13 protein-coding genes and 1 pseudogene are annotated in these 19,639 nt (G+C 40.9%); 8 read left to right on the forward strand and 6 right to left on the reverse strand.

All coding sequences use genetic code 11. From position 1 onward, the window contains the following. The first annotated feature begins 10 nt into the window (after nt 1–10). The 7 genes from ACM44_RS04130 (at nt 11) to pckA (ending at nt 10,886) form a co-directional block, all read left to right on the forward strand. Nucleotides 11–1,465: a RagB/SusD family nutrient uptake outer membrane protein gene (locus ACM44_RS04130; protein WP_048498781.1), complete on the forward strand. Its 1,455-nt coding sequence runs from the start codon at nt 11–13 to the stop codon at nt 1,463–1,465. A 98-nt stretch (nt 1,466–1,563) separates the two neighbouring features. After that, on the forward strand, nt 1,564–3,495 hold the full coding sequence (locus ACM44_RS04135) for a putative porin (protein ID WP_048498782.1): 1,932 nt from the start codon (nt 1,564–1,566) through the stop codon (nt 3,493–3,495). Between the two features lie 76 nt (nt 3,496–3,571). Further along, the gene (gene bshC / locus ACM44_RS04140) at nt 3,572–5,158 is read left to right on the forward strand and encodes a bacillithiol biosynthesis cysteine-adding enzyme BshC (protein ID WP_048498815.1); all 1,587 of its coding nucleotides are present in this window, start codon (nt 3,572–3,574) and stop codon (nt 5,156–5,158) included. A 39-nt stretch (nt 5,159–5,197) separates the two neighbouring features. Further along, nucleotides 5,198–7,168 (forward strand): LysM peptidoglycan-binding domain-containing protein, encoded by a 1,971-nt coding sequence (locus tag ACM44_RS04145; protein ID WP_048498783.1) that lies wholly within the window; start codon nt 5,198–5,200, stop codon nt 7,166–7,168. A 68-nt stretch (nt 7,169–7,236) separates the two neighbouring features. After that, a complete protein-coding gene (fabD, locus tag ACM44_RS04150; RefSeq protein ID WP_048498784.1) occupies nt 7,237–8,112 on the forward strand; it encodes an ACP S-malonyltransferase in 876 nt (291 codons plus the stop codon). A 121-nt stretch (nt 8,113–8,233) separates the two neighbouring features. After that, nucleotides 8,234–9,154, forward strand: a complete 921-nt coding sequence (locus tag ACM44_RS04155) for a GYDIA family GHMP kinase (RefSeq protein WP_048498785.1) — start codon at nt 8,234–8,236, stop codon at nt 9,152–9,154. Nucleotides 9,155–9,281: 127 nt separating this feature from the next. After that, complete coding sequence (pckA, locus tag ACM44_RS04160; RefSeq protein WP_048498786.1) at nt 9,282–10,886, forward strand: phosphoenolpyruvate carboxykinase (ATP); 1,605 nt, start codon at nt 9,282–9,284, stop codon at nt 10,884–10,886. A gap of 393 nt (nt 10,887–11,279) precedes the next feature. Here the strand turns inward: pckA and ACM44_RS14960 are convergent, their stop codons facing one another. The 6 genes and pseudogenes from ACM44_RS14960 to ACM44_RS15980 form a co-directional block, all read right to left on the reverse strand. Beyond that, entirely contained in the window at nt 11,280–11,429 is a 150-nt protein-coding gene (locus tag ACM44_RS14960; RefSeq protein ID WP_083993641.1) for a GxxExxY protein, read from the reverse strand. 78 nt (nt 11,430–11,507) lie between these two features. Next, nucleotides 11,508–14,003, reverse strand: coding sequence for a phenylacetic acid degradation bifunctional protein PaaZ (gene paaZ / locus ACM44_RS04165; protein WP_048498787.1), 2,496 nt, complete (start codon nt 14,001–14,003; stop codon nt 11,508–11,510). Beyond that, the gene (locus ACM44_RS04170) at nt 13,997–14,281 is read right to left on the reverse strand and encodes a hypothetical protein (protein WP_048498788.1); all 285 of its coding nucleotides are present in this window, start codon (nt 14,279–14,281) and stop codon (nt 13,997–13,999) included. Before ACM44_RS04170 ends, paaZ begins: the two co-directional genes overlap by 7 nt. Before the next feature lie 631 nt (nt 14,282–14,912). Further along, on the reverse strand, nt 14,913–16,199 hold the full coding sequence (locus ACM44_RS04175; RefSeq protein WP_048498789.1) for a citrate synthase: 1,287 nt from the start codon (nt 16,197–16,199) through the stop codon (nt 14,913–14,915). An 80-nt stretch (nt 16,200–16,279) separates the two neighbouring features. Next, entirely contained in the window at nt 16,280–17,575 is a 1,296-nt protein-coding gene (gene eno, locus ACM44_RS04180) for a phosphopyruvate hydratase (protein ID WP_048498790.1), read from the reverse strand. Nucleotides 17,576–17,791: 216 nt separating this feature from the next. Then, nucleotides 17,792–17,954: pseudogene (locus ACM44_RS15980) on the reverse strand (IS982 family transposase); the annotation flags it as partial. A 448-nt stretch (nt 17,955–18,402) separates the two neighbouring features. Between ACM44_RS15980 and ACM44_RS04190 the strand changes: the two are divergent. Continuing rightward, entirely contained in the window at nt 18,403–19,638 is a 1,236-nt protein-coding gene (locus tag ACM44_RS04190; RefSeq protein ID WP_048498816.1) for a YaiO family outer membrane beta-barrel protein, read from the forward strand. Nucleotide 19,639: the final 1 nt, after the last annotated feature.

Here is a 19,639-nt window from a genome sequence, read left to right on the forward strand (position 1 = left end):
AAAATTGACAATGAAAAAATACTTTTTAATTTTAATGGCATTCTTATCGTTACATATTGCCAATTCATGTAGCGAAAGAGAATTGGTACTATTCCCGCCAACTGAAGATCCGATTGACGAAATTAAGACCGAGCAGCAATTACAGCAATTGCTAAACTCTGCTTATTTGGGAATTTCTTCGGCAAGCGCTCTAGGTACAGAAGTGACTGTTTTTGGCGAAATTTTGGGTGACAAGATTTTTAATGCAGGTGGAGGAAGCTATTTGGAAACCTACAATATGAATTACTCTGCATACCAAAACCAATTTGGTTTCTATGGAACTATGTATGGCGTGATTTTGAACGCTAACCTCGTTTTGAATAATACTACCGTGAATCCAAACGAAAATGTGAATAGAATTAAAGCAGAAGCACACATCCTTAGAGCTTATGCCTATTACATTCTTGTAAGTTATTATTCGCCATCTCCAACTTCTGGAGTGAACCAGGAATATGGTGTTCCTTTGGTTCTTGGAAATTATGACGTGAACCTGAAAGAGCCAAGAGCGTCAGTTGCCCAGATTTATAACCAAATCATCTCAGATCTGAATGCAGGAATTGCGGCCGCACCTGCAGAGCCGGATACAAAGGTATTGCTTGGCAAGGATGCGGGAAAACTATTGCTGTCTAGAGTATATCTTACCAGAAGAGCTTCTGGTGACGCACAGCTTGCATTGAATCTTGCAAATGAACTTATTGCATCTGCGCCTGCTGGAGCTTTTAAACCTGTAACCGGAGCACCTGTTGTAAATACTGCTTACGTGAATTATTTTGCCGGCATGTCTGATAGCGTAGCTGAGGGACAACCTGAAACAATTTGGGAATTGGATATCAATACAGAAACATTGAACGCTACTGGAATTGGTTCCAACGTATCACTTCCTTGTTTCTTCTCTAAACAAGATTCCAGAAGATGTTTATTGGCAAACCAGACTTTCTATAACAGCATCGCTTCAACAGACGTCAGAAAAGGATTGTTTTCAAATACCGCTCCGGCTGTTCCAACAGGAAGTAACGCATGGTGGATCAGTAAATATCCTAGACTTACTGAAAGAGGAAACTACAAGAGAAATATCAAAGTCTTGAGATATTCTGAAGCATATCTGAACAGAATTGAAGCCTTGCACTTGACCGGTCAAGATCCGCAAGCTTTGGCTGAATTAAATGCTTTCTCAGCTTCCAGAAAAGGGATGGTCTATACGGGCGCAAACATTTTGAATGATATCTTGGAAGAGCGTTCAAAAGAACTTTTTGGCGAAGGACAAAGATTCCTGGATTTGAAGAGATATAACCTTCCAATCGTGAAACCGTCAAACTGTGCTATGAACTGTGACGTGCAGCCAGGAAGCAAACTTTATGTATTGCCAATCACACAGGGATCAATTAATAACAACCCGAACTTGACTCAATATCCAGGATATTTGTAATATCTGAAAGATGAGCTCAAAATACCCAAGCCGCAATCAACCGATTGCGGCTTTTTTATTCCCCCACTTTTCTTAAATTTGTACACCAAAGAAAAAAAATGAAGCACCTCCTTCTCTGCCTTATGGTTTTTTGCAGCACGATCCAAGCGCAGGTGATCAGCAAAACAGATTCCAACCGAATCAAACCGCAGGATACACTCGTCATCGATTCCGGGCATAGAGATTCCTTGAAAATCTTTAAGCCGACCATCTACGATTATCAGTATCAGACCCAGTTCTCAGAGAAAAAAATATTTGATACCGTATTTACGCACGATAAGACTTTCATTTTTACCCAGTACAACAATCGGGACAATTTCGGGAATATTCAGTTTGCCAATATAGGTTCCGGCTTTAACCAAATGGTTTATAAGGTAGATACCGAACAGAACCTTTCACTTCTGCCCGCCAGAAAATCCCACTTTATTCTGGGAATCGCCGATATAAAATACTATGATGTAAAAACCCCGACTACCGCTTTCATCTACCACAATTCGGTGAGCAGTGGTGCAGCTCTGCAATCGACCTATACCCAGAATATTGGTAAAAATTTCAACTTCGCGGTGGAATATATGGGGCTTCGGTCGCTCGGTCTGTATCTCCACAATCTCGCTTCGAACAACAATATTATTTTTTCCGGACATTTCAAATCAAAAAATTCGAAGTACGAAGCCTTCGCACATTATATCCATTCCAACGTAAATAATGAGGAAAATGGCGGTATCTCCGATGTGTCACTGTTCCTGGGCGGAAACAGCAATTTCAATACGCGCTTAAATCTCCCCGTCAATCTGCAGTTTTCGGATTCCAGATTTGCCTACCGCAGGTATTATTTCAGCCATGAGTTTCGTCCGTTTTCATCAGAAAAATTCCCGTTCAAAATTCGCCACACCATATTTCATCAGGGAAACAAATACTATTATAACCAGTCGCAGCTGGAACCTTATTATTTCTCGGTACCTGCAGATCTGGTTGATTATCCGCTTTCTTCCAAAAAATATTCTGAAAACCTGAGCAATACGGTAAGTGTCCTTTTTGACCAGAAAAACTTTAAACTCGATGCAGGTGTCCGTCACCAGTTGATCAAACTAGGTGTGGGAATGCCTTTTGCAGCACCATTTACCGATTTTCCATTGGAACTTTCTGAAAACAGGATCGGCGCCGTGGGAAATCTGCTGATCAAACTTTGGGATAAAGTCCAGCTGAATTCCAATCTGGAATTTTCCAACGGAAACCATTTCGGAAATTACCTCCGGTCACAAAACCTGATGAAATTTGAACCCATCAAAGATTACTTCGTGAATGCGAAAGTGAATTTTCAAACGGCATCGCCAAGCTTTAATCTTCTGATCAACCCATCTGTTTACAGAAAGTTCAATTTCTTTTTAAACCAGCCAAAAAATGAGACCATCACCGAAATAGGGGGTGATGTGAACCTCAAATGGTTCCAGAGTTCCGTTTTCGCGAATTATTTTAGGATCGATAATTACACCTATATCGATGCGAACTTGCAGCCGCAACAAAGCGGTTCCTCACTAAATATTTCCCAAATCGGGGGTGAAGCAACTTTTACCTATGGAAAATTTCATTTGAATCCGAGGGTTCTTTTTCAAAGTGCGCTTACCAACAAAGACCTGTATCCGATGCCAAATTTTGTGGGCAGATTCAACCTGTTCTATCAGACCAAAGCATTCAAACAAGTTGCAGAAATCCAGACCGGAATTAAAATCTACTATTTCACCAAATTTGCGTCAAGAGAATTTTCGCCGGTTTTAAACGAATTCATTTTGCCGGGATCGGATCCCTATTCCATCGGAGGCCAACCCATTGGCGATGTTTATTTCAACCTGAAAGTAAAGCGGATGTTCTTCTTCATTGAAGCGCAGCATCTGAATACCACCTTCATGCAAAACAAATCGTTCACCGCACCCAATTATCCGCTTTATGATTTTCGGCTGAATTTGGGAATTGTTTGGTATCTTTTCAGCTGATGACCATCATGAATGAAGAAATATGTTTTCAGCACGAATTAGCAAAACTAAAAACACTGGTATTAACAAAACTCTTTTGAAAAAACTCACCAACATACCATTCACCGCCATAGAAAGCGTTCCGCAACTGATCAAAGATTTTTTGAACAGTGAAATTCCTGGTTTTGAGCAAACCGTTTTCAACCTTCAGAATGTGGAGAAGCAATTTGTTTTAAAAGAAGAAAACTTTAGTTCAGATCATCGGAAAATGCTCTCCAGAGTTTTGCAAAAGCAACATTCTGATCTCAGTTTATCTGATAAACAAAAGGAAAATCTGGAGTTTTTGGCAAAAGAGAATGCGTTTACAGTGACGACCGGACATCAGCTCAACCTTTTTACGGGACCGGTATTTTTCGTTTATAAAATTTTGCAAACCATCAAGCTTGCCGAATTCCTGAACCAAAATTTTCCGGACCGAAAAGTGGTTCCCGTTTTTTGGATGGCGACCGAAGATCATGATTTTGAGGAAATCAACCATTTCCAAACCGAAAACGGCTATTATGAAACCAAAGCAAAATCCGGTGGAGTGGTTGGAAAAATCCGCTTGGAAGATGATTTCTTTATTTCTGAATTTGAAAAAGAGTTTAAAGATTCTGTTTTCGGAACAGAACTGATTCTGATGATGAAACGGGCCTACAAAAAAGGCAGAACGCTCACTGAATCCACTAAGCTTTTAGTTCACCAGCTCTTTTCGGAATACGGATTAATCCTAATCGATGGCGATGATGCCTTGTTGAAAGAAGAGATGAGGGATATTTTCAGAAATGAACTCCTTCAGCAGGAACTGCAGAATGCCACCAAAGACACCGTGGACTTTCTCACTGAAAAATATGGAAAAGTGCAGGTCAACCCGCGGGAAATCAACCTTTTCTATTTGACGGAAACGCGCAACAGGATTGAGTTTAAAAAAGACCATTTCCAAGTCGTAGATACCGAGCTTTCTTTTTCAAAAGATGAAATCTTGAGCGAACTTGAAAATTTTCCGGAGCGGTTCAGTCCCAATGCATTAATGCGGCCTGTTTTTCAGGAAACGGTTTTGCCGAATCTTGCCTATATTGGCGGAAATGCGGAAATCATGTATTGGCTTGAACTGAGAGATTATTTTAAGAAAATCAACCTCCCTTTTCCGGTTTTGATTCCGCGAAACGCCATGCTTTTCGTTTCCGAGAAGACCTTGACCAAAACTAAAAACTTAGGTTTAGAGATCGAAGACTGGTTTAGAAATTTCGCATCCGTTTCGAAAAGCATTTTGCTGAATGACAACGAAATGGCTGGTCTTTTAGACCAAGAAGAGAAATCCTTAATTGATCAGTTTGACCATATTTCAGCTAAAGCGGAACTTACCGACAAAACTTTTGGCAATTTGGTGAATGCGGAGAAAACCCGCCAGTTAAAGTCCTTTGCGAGAATGAGAAAAAGACTCCTGCGCGCCGAGAAAATCAAACAGCAGGAAAAGCTGGAGCGCCTGGAGCATTTATTTTTAAAGGTGCATCCTGGGAAAATCTGGCAGGAGAGAGTCTTTAATTTTTCGGTTTTCTATTCGGAGTTCGGGAAAGAATGGCTTAGAAATTGTTTCGACGCAATGGATGCGGAAAACTCACAATTGATTATTTTTTCACTTTAATTTTAAAGCATTATTTTTGTAATCCGTTAGCAACAAAACATGATTAAAAAGTTTTTCATATTATCTGGTATCTTCGCTTTCACAGCGGTTTTTGCACAGAAAACACACACGGTCGAAAAAGGCGATAATCCCTATAATATCTCCAAGAGGTATGGAATGACTATAGACGAGCTTTACCGGCTGAACCCGAATATCAAAGAAGGAAAAGTTTCAATCGGTGATGTGTTGGCGGTGAACAAATCTGAAAAGCAGAGCGTAAAAATTGCTGAAGGAAATAATGTTGCGAAAGATCCACATGCAAATTCAGGCGAGCTTGGCAAAATAGTGTTGGAACCTAAGCAAACCATTTACGGAATCACCAAACAATATCATATCTCGGAAGCAGACCTTCGGAAACTGAATCCAAATCTGGATTCCAATATGAAAATCGGTGACCAGGTGACGCTTCCTTTGGCAAGTATCAAAAAGTACGGAGGGCCACAAAAACCCGCTGCAGAAATTGCGGAAACCGTGACCAAAACGGAAACGGTAGCGATCAAGACAGAAGCGAAAACTTCTTCTGAAAAGGTTGCAGAGGATTCCTATATCGTTCAGCCCAAAGACAATTACTACAAGCTCAGCAAAACCTTCAACATTACCCAAAAAGAACTTTTCGCCATGAATCCTGGTTTGGAGGCGAAAGGACTTCAACCGGGTGATGTCATTAAAATTAAGACAGATCATTCCACGACTTTTGTTACGGAGACTTCAACAAATACTGATTCTAAGCCGGTTCAAACAAACATTTCTTCCAACGTATCTTCCGCAGCTTCCACTCAAACCGGAACAGCTGATGATTACGTGACATACACTGTTCGGGACGGCGACACCGTTTTTAGTATTTTGAACAGATTCGGGATTACTTTGGACGAACTGATTTCCCTAAATCCAAATCTCGCCAATGGACTAAAATCCGGAATGGTTTTGAAAATCAAAAAGTTGGAAGCAGGTTATGTGAAAAAAACCGGAGACGCTCTGAACGTCGTGTTAATGCTTCCTTTCGGATTTGACAGTAATGACAACAAATACAGAACATTGTCCTTCGATTTTCTTTCAGGAGCAAAATTGGCCATTGAAAGAAGCGCCCAAAATGGACAGAAACTCGATGTGAAAGTGGTCGACGCAGGTAATGAGAGCAGTTTCAAAAACTCTTTGACCCAGATCAATAAAGACAATACCGATCTGATTATTGGTCCCCTTTTTAAATCCAATGTTTTGGAAGTGCTGGATTTCGTGAAAGACAAAAGGATTCCTGTTGTGGCGCCATTCGCCAATTCGGATGATTTGTTGGGTTACAGCAACTTGGTGATTATTGAGACCAATGACAATGTGTATGCAGATCGCATCATCAAAGAAGTGAAAGACGTTTTCCAGGACCAGAAAATCTATATTGTTGCTGACAGCGAAAAAACCCGGGCAAATTATTTGAAATCCGGGTTGGAAAAATCCCTTAAAAACGCGAAAATCGCCATCGTAGGTTCAGCTGCAGACATTCAACTGGATCAAAATATGATGACGGGTCAATCAGCGCCGGTCATTGCAATATTGGCAAATGACAACTCCACAGTAGGTGATGCTTTTGCGGCAAAAGTCATTTCGCTTTCCAAAGAAGTGCAGGGAATCAAGGCATTCAGCATGTATTTCACACCGTCTTTCGAGAAAAAGGTTGACGAACTGAGTCAGACCAATCTGGTTTATTTAATAGACCGGAAAATCGACACCGATGGTAATTTTGAAAAGGAGATTTTGGCAGCTTTTAAAAATAAATATTGCAAAACCCCTTCCAAATACTCAATTATCGGGTTTGATGTGGTGAATGACATGTTGAGCAGAGAAAATAAAAAAGGCGAAATCTTCAAGCAGATGAACAAAGTTCAAACCCAGCTCGCCACAAAATTTGAATTCGAAAAAACAAAAACCGGAGCCTACGTGAACAAAGGTTATCGCGTGGTTCGTCTGGTTCCTCAATAAATTTTAATTAGCTAGAAATGATGGCTAAATGTGATTATTTGCCATAAGTTATTTTTTAAAATAAAACTATGAAAGCACTTGTATTTCCTGGTCAGGGTTCCCAGTTTGTCGGAATGGGTAAGGAATTATACGATTCTCGAAAAGACATCAAAGACCTGATGGATTCCGCCAATGATATTTTAGGGTTTGACATCCTTTCCGTCATGTTCCGCGGAACCGAGGAAGACCTGAAAAAAACAGAAGTTACCCAACCCGCAATTTTCATCCATTCCGTTGCCGCATTGAAAGCAGTGAACGGAATTGGAGCCGAAATGGTTGCAGGGCATTCCCTTGGTGAGTTTTCTGCCTTGGTTGCAAATGGAGTTCTTTCATTTGAAGATGGATTAAAATTAGTCTCCACGCGTGCAAAAGCCATGCAGGAAGCATGCGACGCTAATCCGAGTTCAATGGCCGCTATTCTCGGACTTGCTGATGATGTGGTGGAAAGAGTTTGCGAAGAAACTCCCGGAATTGTAGTACCTGCGAATTACAACTGTCCCGGTCAGCTCGTAATTTCGGGAGAAACGGAAGCAGTTCAGTTGGCTTGCGAAAAAATGAAGGAAGCCGGTGCGAAGAGAGCGTTGCTCCTTCCGGTGAACGGAGCGTTTCATTCGCCGTTAATGCTGCCTGCACAGGAAAAATTAGCTGAAGCGATCCATAAAACCAAGTTCTATAAACCCAATATGGATGTTTATCAAAACATTACTACGACAGCGGTTTATGATGCCGAAGAAATTAAAAATAACTTGATTGCCCAATTAACGGGACCTGTGAAATGGACCCAATCCATTCAAAATATGATCAAAAAAGGAGCGACTGCATTTGTGGAAGTTGGTCCGGGAAAAACATTGCAGGGATTGATCAAGAAAATTGATGGCAATGTGACGGTTTCCTCCGCTGTTTGAGGTGTCTTAAACCACTTTTACTATACGGACTTTCTTGCACTGAAGCAGTGTCTAAGTGAGTCCGTTTCATTTTTAAGTATTAAAACGGCTGGTTTTTGCGGCTAAAATCTTTGGAAAAAAATTGAAATCCGAATCCAAAACAAATTTCTTTTCACCCGGAAAATTACTGCTCACTTCCGAGTACGTTGTTCTGGACGGTGCTTTGGCGTTTGCTGTTCCCACCAAGTTAGGACAGGAATTGTCTGTGGTGGAAACTGAAAATGGGCAATCGATGATTTCCTGGAAGGCTTTTCACCAAGATCAACTTTGGTTAAGTGCAAAAATCAATTATCAGAACTGGGAAATTGTGGAAACCAATTTGGGGAGTTCTGCCCAGTTTGTATTAAAGGTTTTAAAAAATATTCAGAAACAATCCACCCGGAAATTCCAAGGAAACACTTCCTACGAAATGGTTACGCATCTTCAGTTTCCGGCCAATTTTGGATTGGGAAGCAGCTCCACTTTGATGAACAATCTTTCCGAATGGGCAGAAATTGACGCCTTTGAGCTGAATGAGCTTTGTCTGGGAGGAAGTGGCTATGATATTGCGGTGGCCACGGAAAAATCGCCGATCTCTTACCGGTATTTCGAAAACGTGCGAAAAGTGGAAACGCTCCATTTCAAACCTGAGTTCCGAAACGAACTGATCTTCATCCATTTAAACCAAAAGCAAGACAGCAGAAAGGGAATCGAACTGTATCGGTCTAAACCGAAGTCTCAAGAGCTCGTCGCTCAACTATCCGACATAACCAAGGAAGTTATTTTGACCAGTGATGTGGAGAAATTTTCAGAATTGATGGAGATTCATGAACGTCAACTTTCGGAATTTCTCGGAATCCCAACAGTTAAGAAAAAATTTTTTGAAAATGCCCCGGTTTTTGTCAAAAGTCTGGGAGCTTGGGGCGGAGATTTTGTCTTAAGTCGCAAATTTTCTGGATTTGGGGATTATTTTTCGGGAAGAGGTTTCTCCACGGTTTTCGAATGGGATGAATTAATTCCCTGATCAACAGTGGTTTACTAAGTTGTATTTTTCTTGCAGAATCTGATGAATATCAGTAATTTTAAAGGTCATTAAATTTCTTTAATGGCTAATTTTGCTTTTTAACTTAAAATCTACATTAAAAGTCGCTATGAAGAACATCAAAATCATTCAGCAATTACACGAGTTGGGAATTACAGGTTACCAGGAAGTGGTTTATAATCCTAGCTACGAGGAATTGTACAATGCAGAAATGTCAACCAGAAACAAAGGTTTCGAAAAAGGTGCAGTCACCGAATCCGGAGCTGTAGCAGTGAAAACTGGGATTTTCACTGGTCGTTCGCCAAAAGACCGGTACATCGTGGAAGATGACATCAGCAGAGATACCATCAACTGGGATGGAAAAGTGAATTTTCCAACGACACCCGAAATTTTTGAAAGCTGCAAGCAATTGGTTTTGAAACAACTTTCTACTTCAAAGAGAATTTATGTGGTAGATGCATTTTGCGGAACCAATCCGGATACCCGCCTCAAAGTGAGATTCATAATGGAAGTTGCGTGGCAAGCGCATTTCGTGACCAATATGTTCATCAGACCTTCAGTTTATGAGCTGGAACATTTCGGTGAGCCTGATTTTATCGTGATGAACGGCTCCAAAACAGTGAATCCAAATTGGAAAGAACAGGGGCTTCATTCTGAAAACTTCGTGATGTTCAACCTTACGGAGAAAATGCAGATCATAGGTGGAACCTGGTATGGCGGCGAAATGAAGAAAGGGATGTTTGCGATGATGAACTACTATCTTCCGCTGAAAGGTATGGCTTCTATGCACTGCTCAGCAAACGTAGGCGAAGAAGGCGATGTGGCTTTGTTCTTCGGACTTTCAGGAACTGGAAAAACCACACTTTCGGCAGATCCGAAAAGATATTTGATCGGTGACGATGAGCATGGATGGGACGACCATGGCGTTTTCAATTACGAAGGTGGATGCTATGCGAAAGTAATCGATTTGACCGAGGAAAAAGAACCGGATATTTTCCGCGCAATCAGAAGAGATTCGTTATTAGAAAATGTGGTCGTAAATGAGTACGGAGAAGCAGATTACAAAGACAATTCAATTACGGAAAACACCAGAGTTTCTTACCCGATTTACCATATCAACAAAATTGTGTTGCCTTCCAAAGCGGGACATGCGAAAAAAATCGTTTATCTGTCTGCGGACGCATTCGGAGTTTTGCCTCCGGTTTCTATTTTGAATGACGATCAGGCACAATATCATTTCCTATGTGGATATACCTCAAAATTGGCGGGAACAGAAAGAGGAATCACCGAACCGCAACCATCGTTTTCACCGGCGTTTGGAGAGGCTTTCTTGACTTTGCACCCCACTATGTATTCTAAAACGTTAATCGGGAAAATGAAGGAACACGGAGCAAGAGCCTATTTGGTGAATACCGGCTGGAACGGAACCGGAAAAAGAATTTCCCTGAAAGATACCCGTGCAATTATAGATGCCATTATAGACGGTTCCATTGATGGTGCTGAAAAAGCGGTTGTTCCGATCTTGAACCTTGAAATCCCTACGAAACTTCCAAACGTTTCAGAAGGAATCCTTGATCCGCGACATACTTATGCAGATGCATCAGAATGGGAGAAAAAAGCAAGGGATCTAGGTGCGCGATATGTGAAAAATTTCGAGCAGTATTGCGATACCGAAGAAGGAAGAAGATTGGTTTCTGCGGGACCTCAATTGTAATGAGACAAGTAATCTGTTCGCGGACAGACAGGAAAAAAAATAAGAAACCGGCTTTCGAGCTAAATGAAATTCCTCCAATTGATTTTGGGGGAATTTTTTGGTTTAAAACTTTAATCTCTCAATTAAAAAAAAGTTTTGAGTTTTTATAAATGATAACCTGTGTTTTTATTTGGCCTTCATAAACAAAAAAATCCAGCAAACTCTTTGACTGATTACTGTAACTCTGATTTTGTTCCTTGAGAATGGAAACTTCGGTGATATTGACCACCCAGTTTCAATTTAAACTGACCACCTAAGTTCGGTTTAAACTGACCACCTAATTTCGGAGTAAACTGACCACCCCTTTTTTCATTCAGTGAACTGCTTTTTTCATGTGTTAATGTAGGTTCAAATTTAGATAAAAATTACTGTTTTTAAACCCTGACTTTCAAGTTCGATAACCAAGGCCCTTTCATATACACTTTCCAATAATCCTGAGCCGAGCGTATTATATACAGCAAAAATCGCTTTCCGAATCGCATATGTCAAATCATTTTCTGTCATTTTATCCGCATTAATAGCATTAAAGTAATCCGCGCAATCTGCGTAATCTGCGGGAAATCACCAGCAAATCTGTCACATTTAAACCAGATCAAACTGCTCGAAATGATGCGTAAAATGCTTCCTGTGAAACAATTCCATCATTTCCTTGTTCAGCATTCCAAAACGAGGATGGAAATGTTCGGCTTGTGGATTTTCGCGGTAATAAACAAGGAATTCCTTTAAAGTTTCAATCAGTTTTTCTTTTGCCTCGCTAAGATTTTTGAATCGAAGTTCCGGCTTTTCCCCTTCTTTCAAAAGTGGATATTGTGCTCCCGGTCTGATTTTTTGATCCGTATAAATCCAATCCTGAAGCAGCTCCAGTTTATCGGCAGGGATTTCAGGAAAATCTGACGGCTCCAATGAACCGAAACCGTTGCGCAACACCTCTTCCAAATGTTCAACCATCATTTGAGGCGACATCATTCCGAATTTTCTCTCCGAATTTTCAGTCAAGCCGTTCAGTAGTTTTTGGATCGTATTGGTGTGCAATTGGATAAATGGTGATTTTTTAGCGACAAGGGTTAAAATTGTAGCTACACAAACAATTTCGTCGCGTTGGTTTACTACTTCTACGAGCCATTTCACAACTCCGCTCGGAATATTTCTGCCTTTTACGCCTTTGTTGACTTTTTCTTTCGCCGTCAAATAAACCGTAATCGTGTCGCCGGCGTAAACGGGTTTGAAGAAACTTGCATTTTCCAAACCGTAATTTGCGATAACCGGGCCTTTTTTTCCAGACACAAATAATCCCGCCGCCGCTGAAAGAATAAAATATCCGTGAGCAACGGGCTTGTCGAAAATGGTTCCGTTCAGGGAAGTTGCATCGGTGTGTGCATAGAAATGGTCCCAGGAAACATTGGAGAAATTCACGATATCTGCTTCCGTGACAGTTCTTCCAGCCGTTTCGAGCGAGTCACCGATTTCCACTTCTTCAAAATATTTTCTGAAAGGATGTTTGTCAGAAAAGTGCTGAGTTGCCCCTTGTTGATAAATTTTCGTAATCGCAGTCAAAATGTCCGGCGAACCTTGAATTGCTGTTTTTTGCAGGAAAAAATGGAGCCCGTTTAGACCACCCATTTCCTCACCGCCGCCGGCTCTTCCCGGACCGCCGTGCATCAAAGTTGGGAGCGGGGAACCGTGTCCTGTAGATTCTTTCGCATTATCTCTGTTTAAAACAAAAATTCTTCCGTGCGTGGAAGCCATTTTCCACGAAGTTTCTGCCACGAATTTCTCGTCATGGGAAATGATGGATCCTACCAAACTTCCTTTTCCGCGTTTCGCCAAAGCGGCGGCTTCTTCTGCATCTTTGTAAGGCATTATGGTGGAAACCGGACCGAATGCTTCCACATCATGGGAAATATTTTTTTCGAAAGGCTTGTCGTTGAGAAACAATTTCGGAGACATGAACGCACCGCTTTCATAATCAGCATCGATGAGTTCCTGTTTTCCGTCGTAGATCAGTTCTGTTTCAGTTTTCAGCAAATCTATTTTCTCGGAAACCTCCCTGTACTGGTCTTTTCCGGCTAAAGCGCCCATTCTGGTTTCCCGGCTCAAAGGATTTCCGATTTTTACCTGATCCAAAGATTTCACTAACGCGTTCTGAACATCACCGATGATGTTTTCAGGAACGATGATCCTTCTGATTGCCGTACATTTCTGACCGGATTTCGTGGTCATTTCGTTCCGGACTTCTTTTATAAATAAATCAAATTCCGGAGTACCGGGTTTAGCATCAAGTCCTAAAATAGAACAGTTTAAAGAATCTGCTTCCATATTGAAACGCACAGCATGCTGCGCAATGGAAGGCATCGATTTCAATTTCTTTCCAGTGGAGGCTGAACCTGTGAACAGAACAGAATCGCCGTCTTTCATAAATTCCAGCATATTTCCTGCGCTTCCGCAAATCAGCTGGATGGATCCTTCCGGAAGAATCCCGCTTTCGATCATATCTTCGAAAACGGCATGCGTGAGGTAACTTGTGGGTGTTGCTGGTTTAATAATGCTTGGAACTCCCGCCAAAAGCGAGGTCGATAATTTTTCGAGCATTCCCCACACAGGAAAGTTGTAAGCGTTGATCTGAACCGAAACTCCTTCGCTCGGCGTTAAAATATGCGTTCCGAGGAATGTTCCGTTCTTTGAAATTTTCTGGGTGTCGCCATCTACCCAAAAAGGGGTGTTCGGCAACATACGTTTCGCCAAACCGGAATAGGTGAAAAATGTTCCGAAACCTCCTTCGATATCCACCCAGGAATCGGCGTGGGTTGCTCCGGTTTTATAGGATATTTCATAATATTTTTTCTTTCTTTCCAGAAGGTAAAGGGCTACTTTTTTCAGCATTTCTCCGCGGTCGTAAAACGTCATTGAAGCAAGGTTTTTATATCCTACTGTTCTTCCAAAATCCAGCGCCTGTTCGAAATTAATGCCTTCTGTATCTGCAACAGCTACTTTTTCGCCGTTCACCGAATTATATAGTTGAGTCCCGTTTCCGGAACCTTCGATCCATTCTCCGTAGATGTAGTTTTTTAGTTTCATGATTGACTAGATGTGGATTTTTTTAGACTTTTGAATAACATTTTGATTAAGAGATAGCACCCGAAGAAAATCAAAGCAATATCAATGGTAAAAACGAGTGAAGGTAAAACATCGCTTAAGATTTGTTTTTGTTTAAGAGATTTTCCCATCGCATCATTTTCAACATGCTCAAGTGCATCGCTAATTGCAATTCCTTCTTTGAGAATATAGAAAGCGAGTGCGTTCAAAGTCGCTAAAATTATTAAGGCTGCAATTATTATTTTTTTCTTTTTTGAATTCATTATTATTAATGATATTTCTTTGGGGTAAAGTTGATTTGTAAAATTAAGACTTTAAAAAATCAATCTTTTCAACATTAAGGTATTTTAAGTGATTAAGGATCATTAAGAAATATCTAAAGATATTATTTAGTTGAGCGCATTAACCATCTATATTAAAAATTACTGTTTTTTTTCTTTGGGGTAAAGTTGATTTGTAAAATTAAGACTTTAAAAAATCAATCTTTTCAACATTAAGGTATTTTAAGTGATTAAGGGTCATTAAGAAATATCTAAAGATATTATTTAGTTGAGCGCATTAACCATCTATATTAAAATTTACTGTTTTTTTCAAGTAAGTAAAGCTTTCGATTAAAGCTCATCCCTATTGAATTGAAAACCCTTTAAATTTTTCGAGTGTTAAGATACAGAAAATTTCAATTTTGCTAAAACAGTGATTAGGTGACGAAACTGCGCCCCGACTTGAGCGGAAATCCTTTTTTTCCTGCAGGTTTGGCGTGGGCAAAAAAAGATTGGGAGCGGAAGGCGGAAATCGGCGCCCAAAAAATAAAACGTCCGATTCGACGTAGTCAAATGTGCGCCCAAAAAAAATCCCCTCCAAAAAAATGAAGGGGAAATTTTATCTGAACAATTGTTATCTTGCGTTCATGGCTATATAGTCGCGTTTTTGTGCGCCTTGGTAAACCTGTCTTGGTCTTCCGATAGGGTCGTTGTGCAAACGCATTTCTTTCCACTGAGAGATCCATCCCGGAAGTCTTCCTAATGCGAACATTACGGTGAACATTTCTGTTGGGATTCCCAATGCTCTGTAGATGATTCCGGAGTAGAAATCTACGTTTGGATAGAGTTTTCTGCTTACGAAATACTCGTCTTCAAGTGCTACTCTTTCCAGCTGCATTGCGATATCTAAAGCTTTATCTTCAATTCCTAAAGAATTCAGGATGTCGTCTGCCGCTTTTTTAATAATGGTTGCTCTTGGATCGAAGTTTTTGTAAACTCTGTGTCCGAATCCCATTAAACGGAAATTATCGTCTTTGTTTTTTGCTTTTTCAACGTATTTTGCTACGTCGCCTCCATCCTGCTCGATCATTTCCAGCATTTCGATTACTGCCTGGTTTGCACCGCCGTGAAGCGGACCCCAAAGTGCAGAGATACCTGCAGAAACTGAAGCGAATAATCCGGTGTGTGCTGAACCCACCATTCTAACGGTAGATGTAGAACAGTTTTGTTCGTGATCAGCGTGAAGAATCAATAATTTATCCAACGCTCCCACTACTACAGGATCTAAATGAAACTCTTCATTTGGACGACGGAAGCACATTCTGTAGAAATTTTCCACATAGTTCAGGCTATTGTCGCCGTGATTGATTGGTAAACCTAATTTTTTTCTGTAGGTCCAAGCACAAAGGTGAGAAAATTTCGCAATGAGCATTTCTGCGGCGTGGTCCAGGTCACTAGGAGAATTGACGTCAACCGCTTTTGGATTAAATGCTGTGAGCGCTGAAGTAAGAGAGGACAAAACTCCCATTGGATGCGCAGAACGAGGGAATACGTCGATTAATCGCTTCATTTCATCGGCGATGTAATTATAGTTTTTGATTCCGGCTTCGAATTTACTGAACTGATCCTGAGTTGGCAATTCACCGTGAAGCAAAAGGTACATGACTTCGGTGAAATTGGACTTGTCCGCAATCTGTTCAATTGGATAACCTCTGTAATAGAGTTCGCCTTTGTCGCCATCGAGATAAGTGATTTCGCTGATGGTTGCTCCGGTGTTCTTGTAACCCAGATCGAGTGTAATTAATCCGGTTTGGTCTCTGAGTTTGGAAATATCGATTCCTCGATCGCCGAGCGTGCTTTCTACGATGGGATATTCGTAAGAATTACCACCATAGTTCAATACAACTTTATTGTCTGACATCTTTAAATTTATTTTTTTACTAATTTATGAATAATGATAGAAAACCGCAAATGAATAACCGGGTTTGCTATTGATTTTTTCTATGGTCTTTTTACTTTGAAAGCGTCTAATCCCGGGAAGATTGCAGTTTCACCCAATGCCTCTTCAATTCTTAGGAGTTGGTTGTATTTTGCCATTCTGTCTGAACGGGAAGCGGATCCGGTTTTGATCTGTCCGCAGTTCATCGCAACCGCCAAATCTGCGATGGTGGAATCTTCTGTTTCTCCCGATCTGTGCGACATTACGGAAGTGTACTTGTTGTGTTGCGCCATTTGAACTGCCGCCATGGTTTCTGAAAGTGACCCGATTTGGTTCACTTTAACCAAAATTGAGTTTGCGACATCTTCTTTGATTCCTCTTGAAAGTCTTTCCACATTGGTCACAAATAAATCGTCACCGACCAACTGGACGCGGTCTCCGATTTTTTCGGTCAACATTTTCCAGCCTTCCCAATCGTCTTCGTGCATTCCGTCTTCGATCGAGATGATTGGATATTTTGCAGCAAGTTCCGCCAAATAATTTACCTGCTCGCTTCTGCTGAATTGTGCGGAATCGGGAGTCTGGAATTTTCTGTAATCGTAAATTCCGTCTTTGTAGAATTCCGAGGAAGCACAGTCCAGTGCGATCATCACATCGTCTCCCGGTTTGTAGCCGGCTTTTTCGATGGCCTGAAGCAAAGTGTCTAGTGCGTCTTCAGTCCCGCTGAAAGTTGGAGCGAAACCGCCTTCGTCACCTACTGCGGTTGAAAGTCCGCGAGAATGAAGGATGGATTTTAAGCTGTGGAAAATTTCAGTCCCTTTTCTCAAAGCGTGAGAAAAAGAATCTGCTTTCACCGGCATAATCATGAATTCCTGGAAAGCGATCGGTGCATCGGAATGAGAACCTCCGTTGATCACGTTCATCATCGGAACTGGAAGTGTATTGGCATTTACTCCGCCAACATATTTGTAAAGCGGCATTCTGAGTTCGGTGGCAGCGGCTTTCGCAGCGGCGAGCGAAACACCCAAAATAGCATTGGCCCCCAAATTTCCTTTATTTTTGGTTCCATCGAGATCAATCATGATTTGGTCGATGAAGTTTTGGTCATAAACAGGAAGTCCTACCAATTCCGGAGCGATGATTTCTCTTACATTTTCCACAGCCTTCAAGACTCCTTTCCCTAAATACTCTGAACCACCGTCCCGAAGTTCTACGGCTTCGTGCTCACCTGTGGAAGCTCCGGAAGGAACTGCTGCTCTTCCCATGGCTCCGTTTTCGGTAAATACATCTACTTCGATGGTTGGGTTTCCTCTGGAATCCAGAATTTGTCTTGCTTCAATGTAAGAAATGTAACTCATTATATTTTGTTTAAAGTTTGAAGTTTAAGGTTGTTCCAAGTTTCATGTCTCAAGTTTCAAGATTTGAGTAAAAAAATGACTTGATATTTTGCAGTACAAATTTAGTTAAAATTGAGCTATTAATTATAGTGGAAAAGATGATTTTAGTAAGGGATATATTAAATTTTGATTAAATAAACCTCATGTGCATTCAACAAGGTTTTTACTTTTACAAATTCAAGTAATTTTGAAGACGAAAAAATTGAGGTATTGAATCTTCGTAGAAGAATTTATTTTGGATGCTATTCTTTTTTCCAAACCTTGAATAGTTGACGCAAAGTTGATATGGATTGAACAACTGACTGCACATTCGGCAGATGTTCGCTGTAATCCGCTTTCTGAATCAGGACCGAATGCAGGTTGGGTTCCTTCTTTAGAACAGATATCGGAGCAATTTGTTCGGCAGATTTTCGGATTTCAGTGGAAGTTGAATCAGGAAAAAGACGTCGATAAAATCAGAAAATTCACTGCGAAAAGTTTGCCTCATATTTTTCCTGAAATTGTTTTTGCAGTTATATCAAGCGACCTAATTTCCGGATTGGAGGTCTAACCTGCTTGATTGTGGAAATAGGTTTGCACCTGTTGGTTAATTTTATTAAATAATTTCGAAGTTTTTACCGAGATCATCATCGTATTTAATAGTTTGATTATCAATTAAATATCTTGTTCTTAATCAAATAAGCCATTTTTTTTTATTTTTTATTTGCCAAATGCGCGACAGGTAGTTTAAAATATTTTATATCTTCGGTTTCTTTAAAATGAAAACTTCCAAAAAGACCGGTAGATCAATGAAGAAAACCTTTTGCCTTTTTTTAATCTTATGGATTTCCGTCCCTATTTACGGTCAGGAAAACCGCAGTTCGGACGAGTTATTTGTAGAGGCACGCCATGCGGCCTTTCAAGAAAAAAACTATCCCAAATCAATCGATCTGGCAAAATCTGCCTTGCAAAAATCACCGGATTATACCGATATCTCTATCTTTCTGGGACGACTTTACACATGGAGCGACAATCCTGCGGCCGCGAGAGAAGTTTTCGAGGGTTTGGACCAAAGGAATGTGGAAGATGTCGACTTTTTTATCGCTTATGCTTCCCTGGAATACTGGAATGATCATTACGAAAAATCGATCGCTCTCGTAGATAAAGGATTGGGGTTTCATCCTGATTCTGAGGATCTTTTACTCCTTAAAGCCAAAGTGTATAACAGCAATAATAAATTTGCAGAATCCGAACAGGCCGTTCTGAAACTCCTGGAGCTGAATCCAAAGAACACGGAAGCACGCTCACTTTATGCAAGAATAAAGGAACTGACTTCAAAAAATGCGCTGGGAATCAGCTATGACTTTTCACATTTCGATAAGCAGTTTGATGACAACTGGCACATCCTGAGTCTGAGCTATAAACGCACTACGCCGATAGGGTCCGTTATTCTGAAAGCCAATTACGCCAACAAATTTGCGGAAAACGGCATGCAGTTCGAGATGGAGGCCTATCCGCGGCTTTCGAAAACTTTCTATATGTATGTCGGTGCAGGCTATTCCGGAGCTGTGGGCATATTTCCGAAGTTCAGGACAGGTGCTTCCCTGTATGCCAACCTGCCGAAAAGCTTTGAGGGTGAAATCGGTTTCCGGCAATTGTATTTCAGCAATTCCATCTGGATGTACACCGCTTCGATTGGCAAATATTACAAGAATTTTTGGTTTAACCTGCGGACCTACATCACACCCGGCAATGAGAATATTTCCCAATCCTATACCGGAACGGTGCGCTACTACACCAAAGGCGCCAACGACTACTTTTCCTTCCAGCTCGGTACGGGGATCAGTCCTGAGGAAAGCATCAACAGCTTATTACAAAATGAAACCTATAAACTGAAAACCTACAAGATAGGCGCCGGCTACAGTTTCTCGATCAATAAAATGAATTTCTTTTCGATCTCTGCCACCTATTTCAATCAGGAATACCGCCCTTATACAAAAGGCAGCCAGATAGATCTTAGTTTAGGTTATACAAGGGCTTTTTAAC

The organism is Chryseobacterium koreense CCUG 49689 (assembly GCF_001045435.1).
Taxonomy (GTDB): Bacteria; Bacteroidota; Bacteroidia; order Flavobacteriales; family Weeksellaceae; genus Kaistella; species Kaistella koreensis.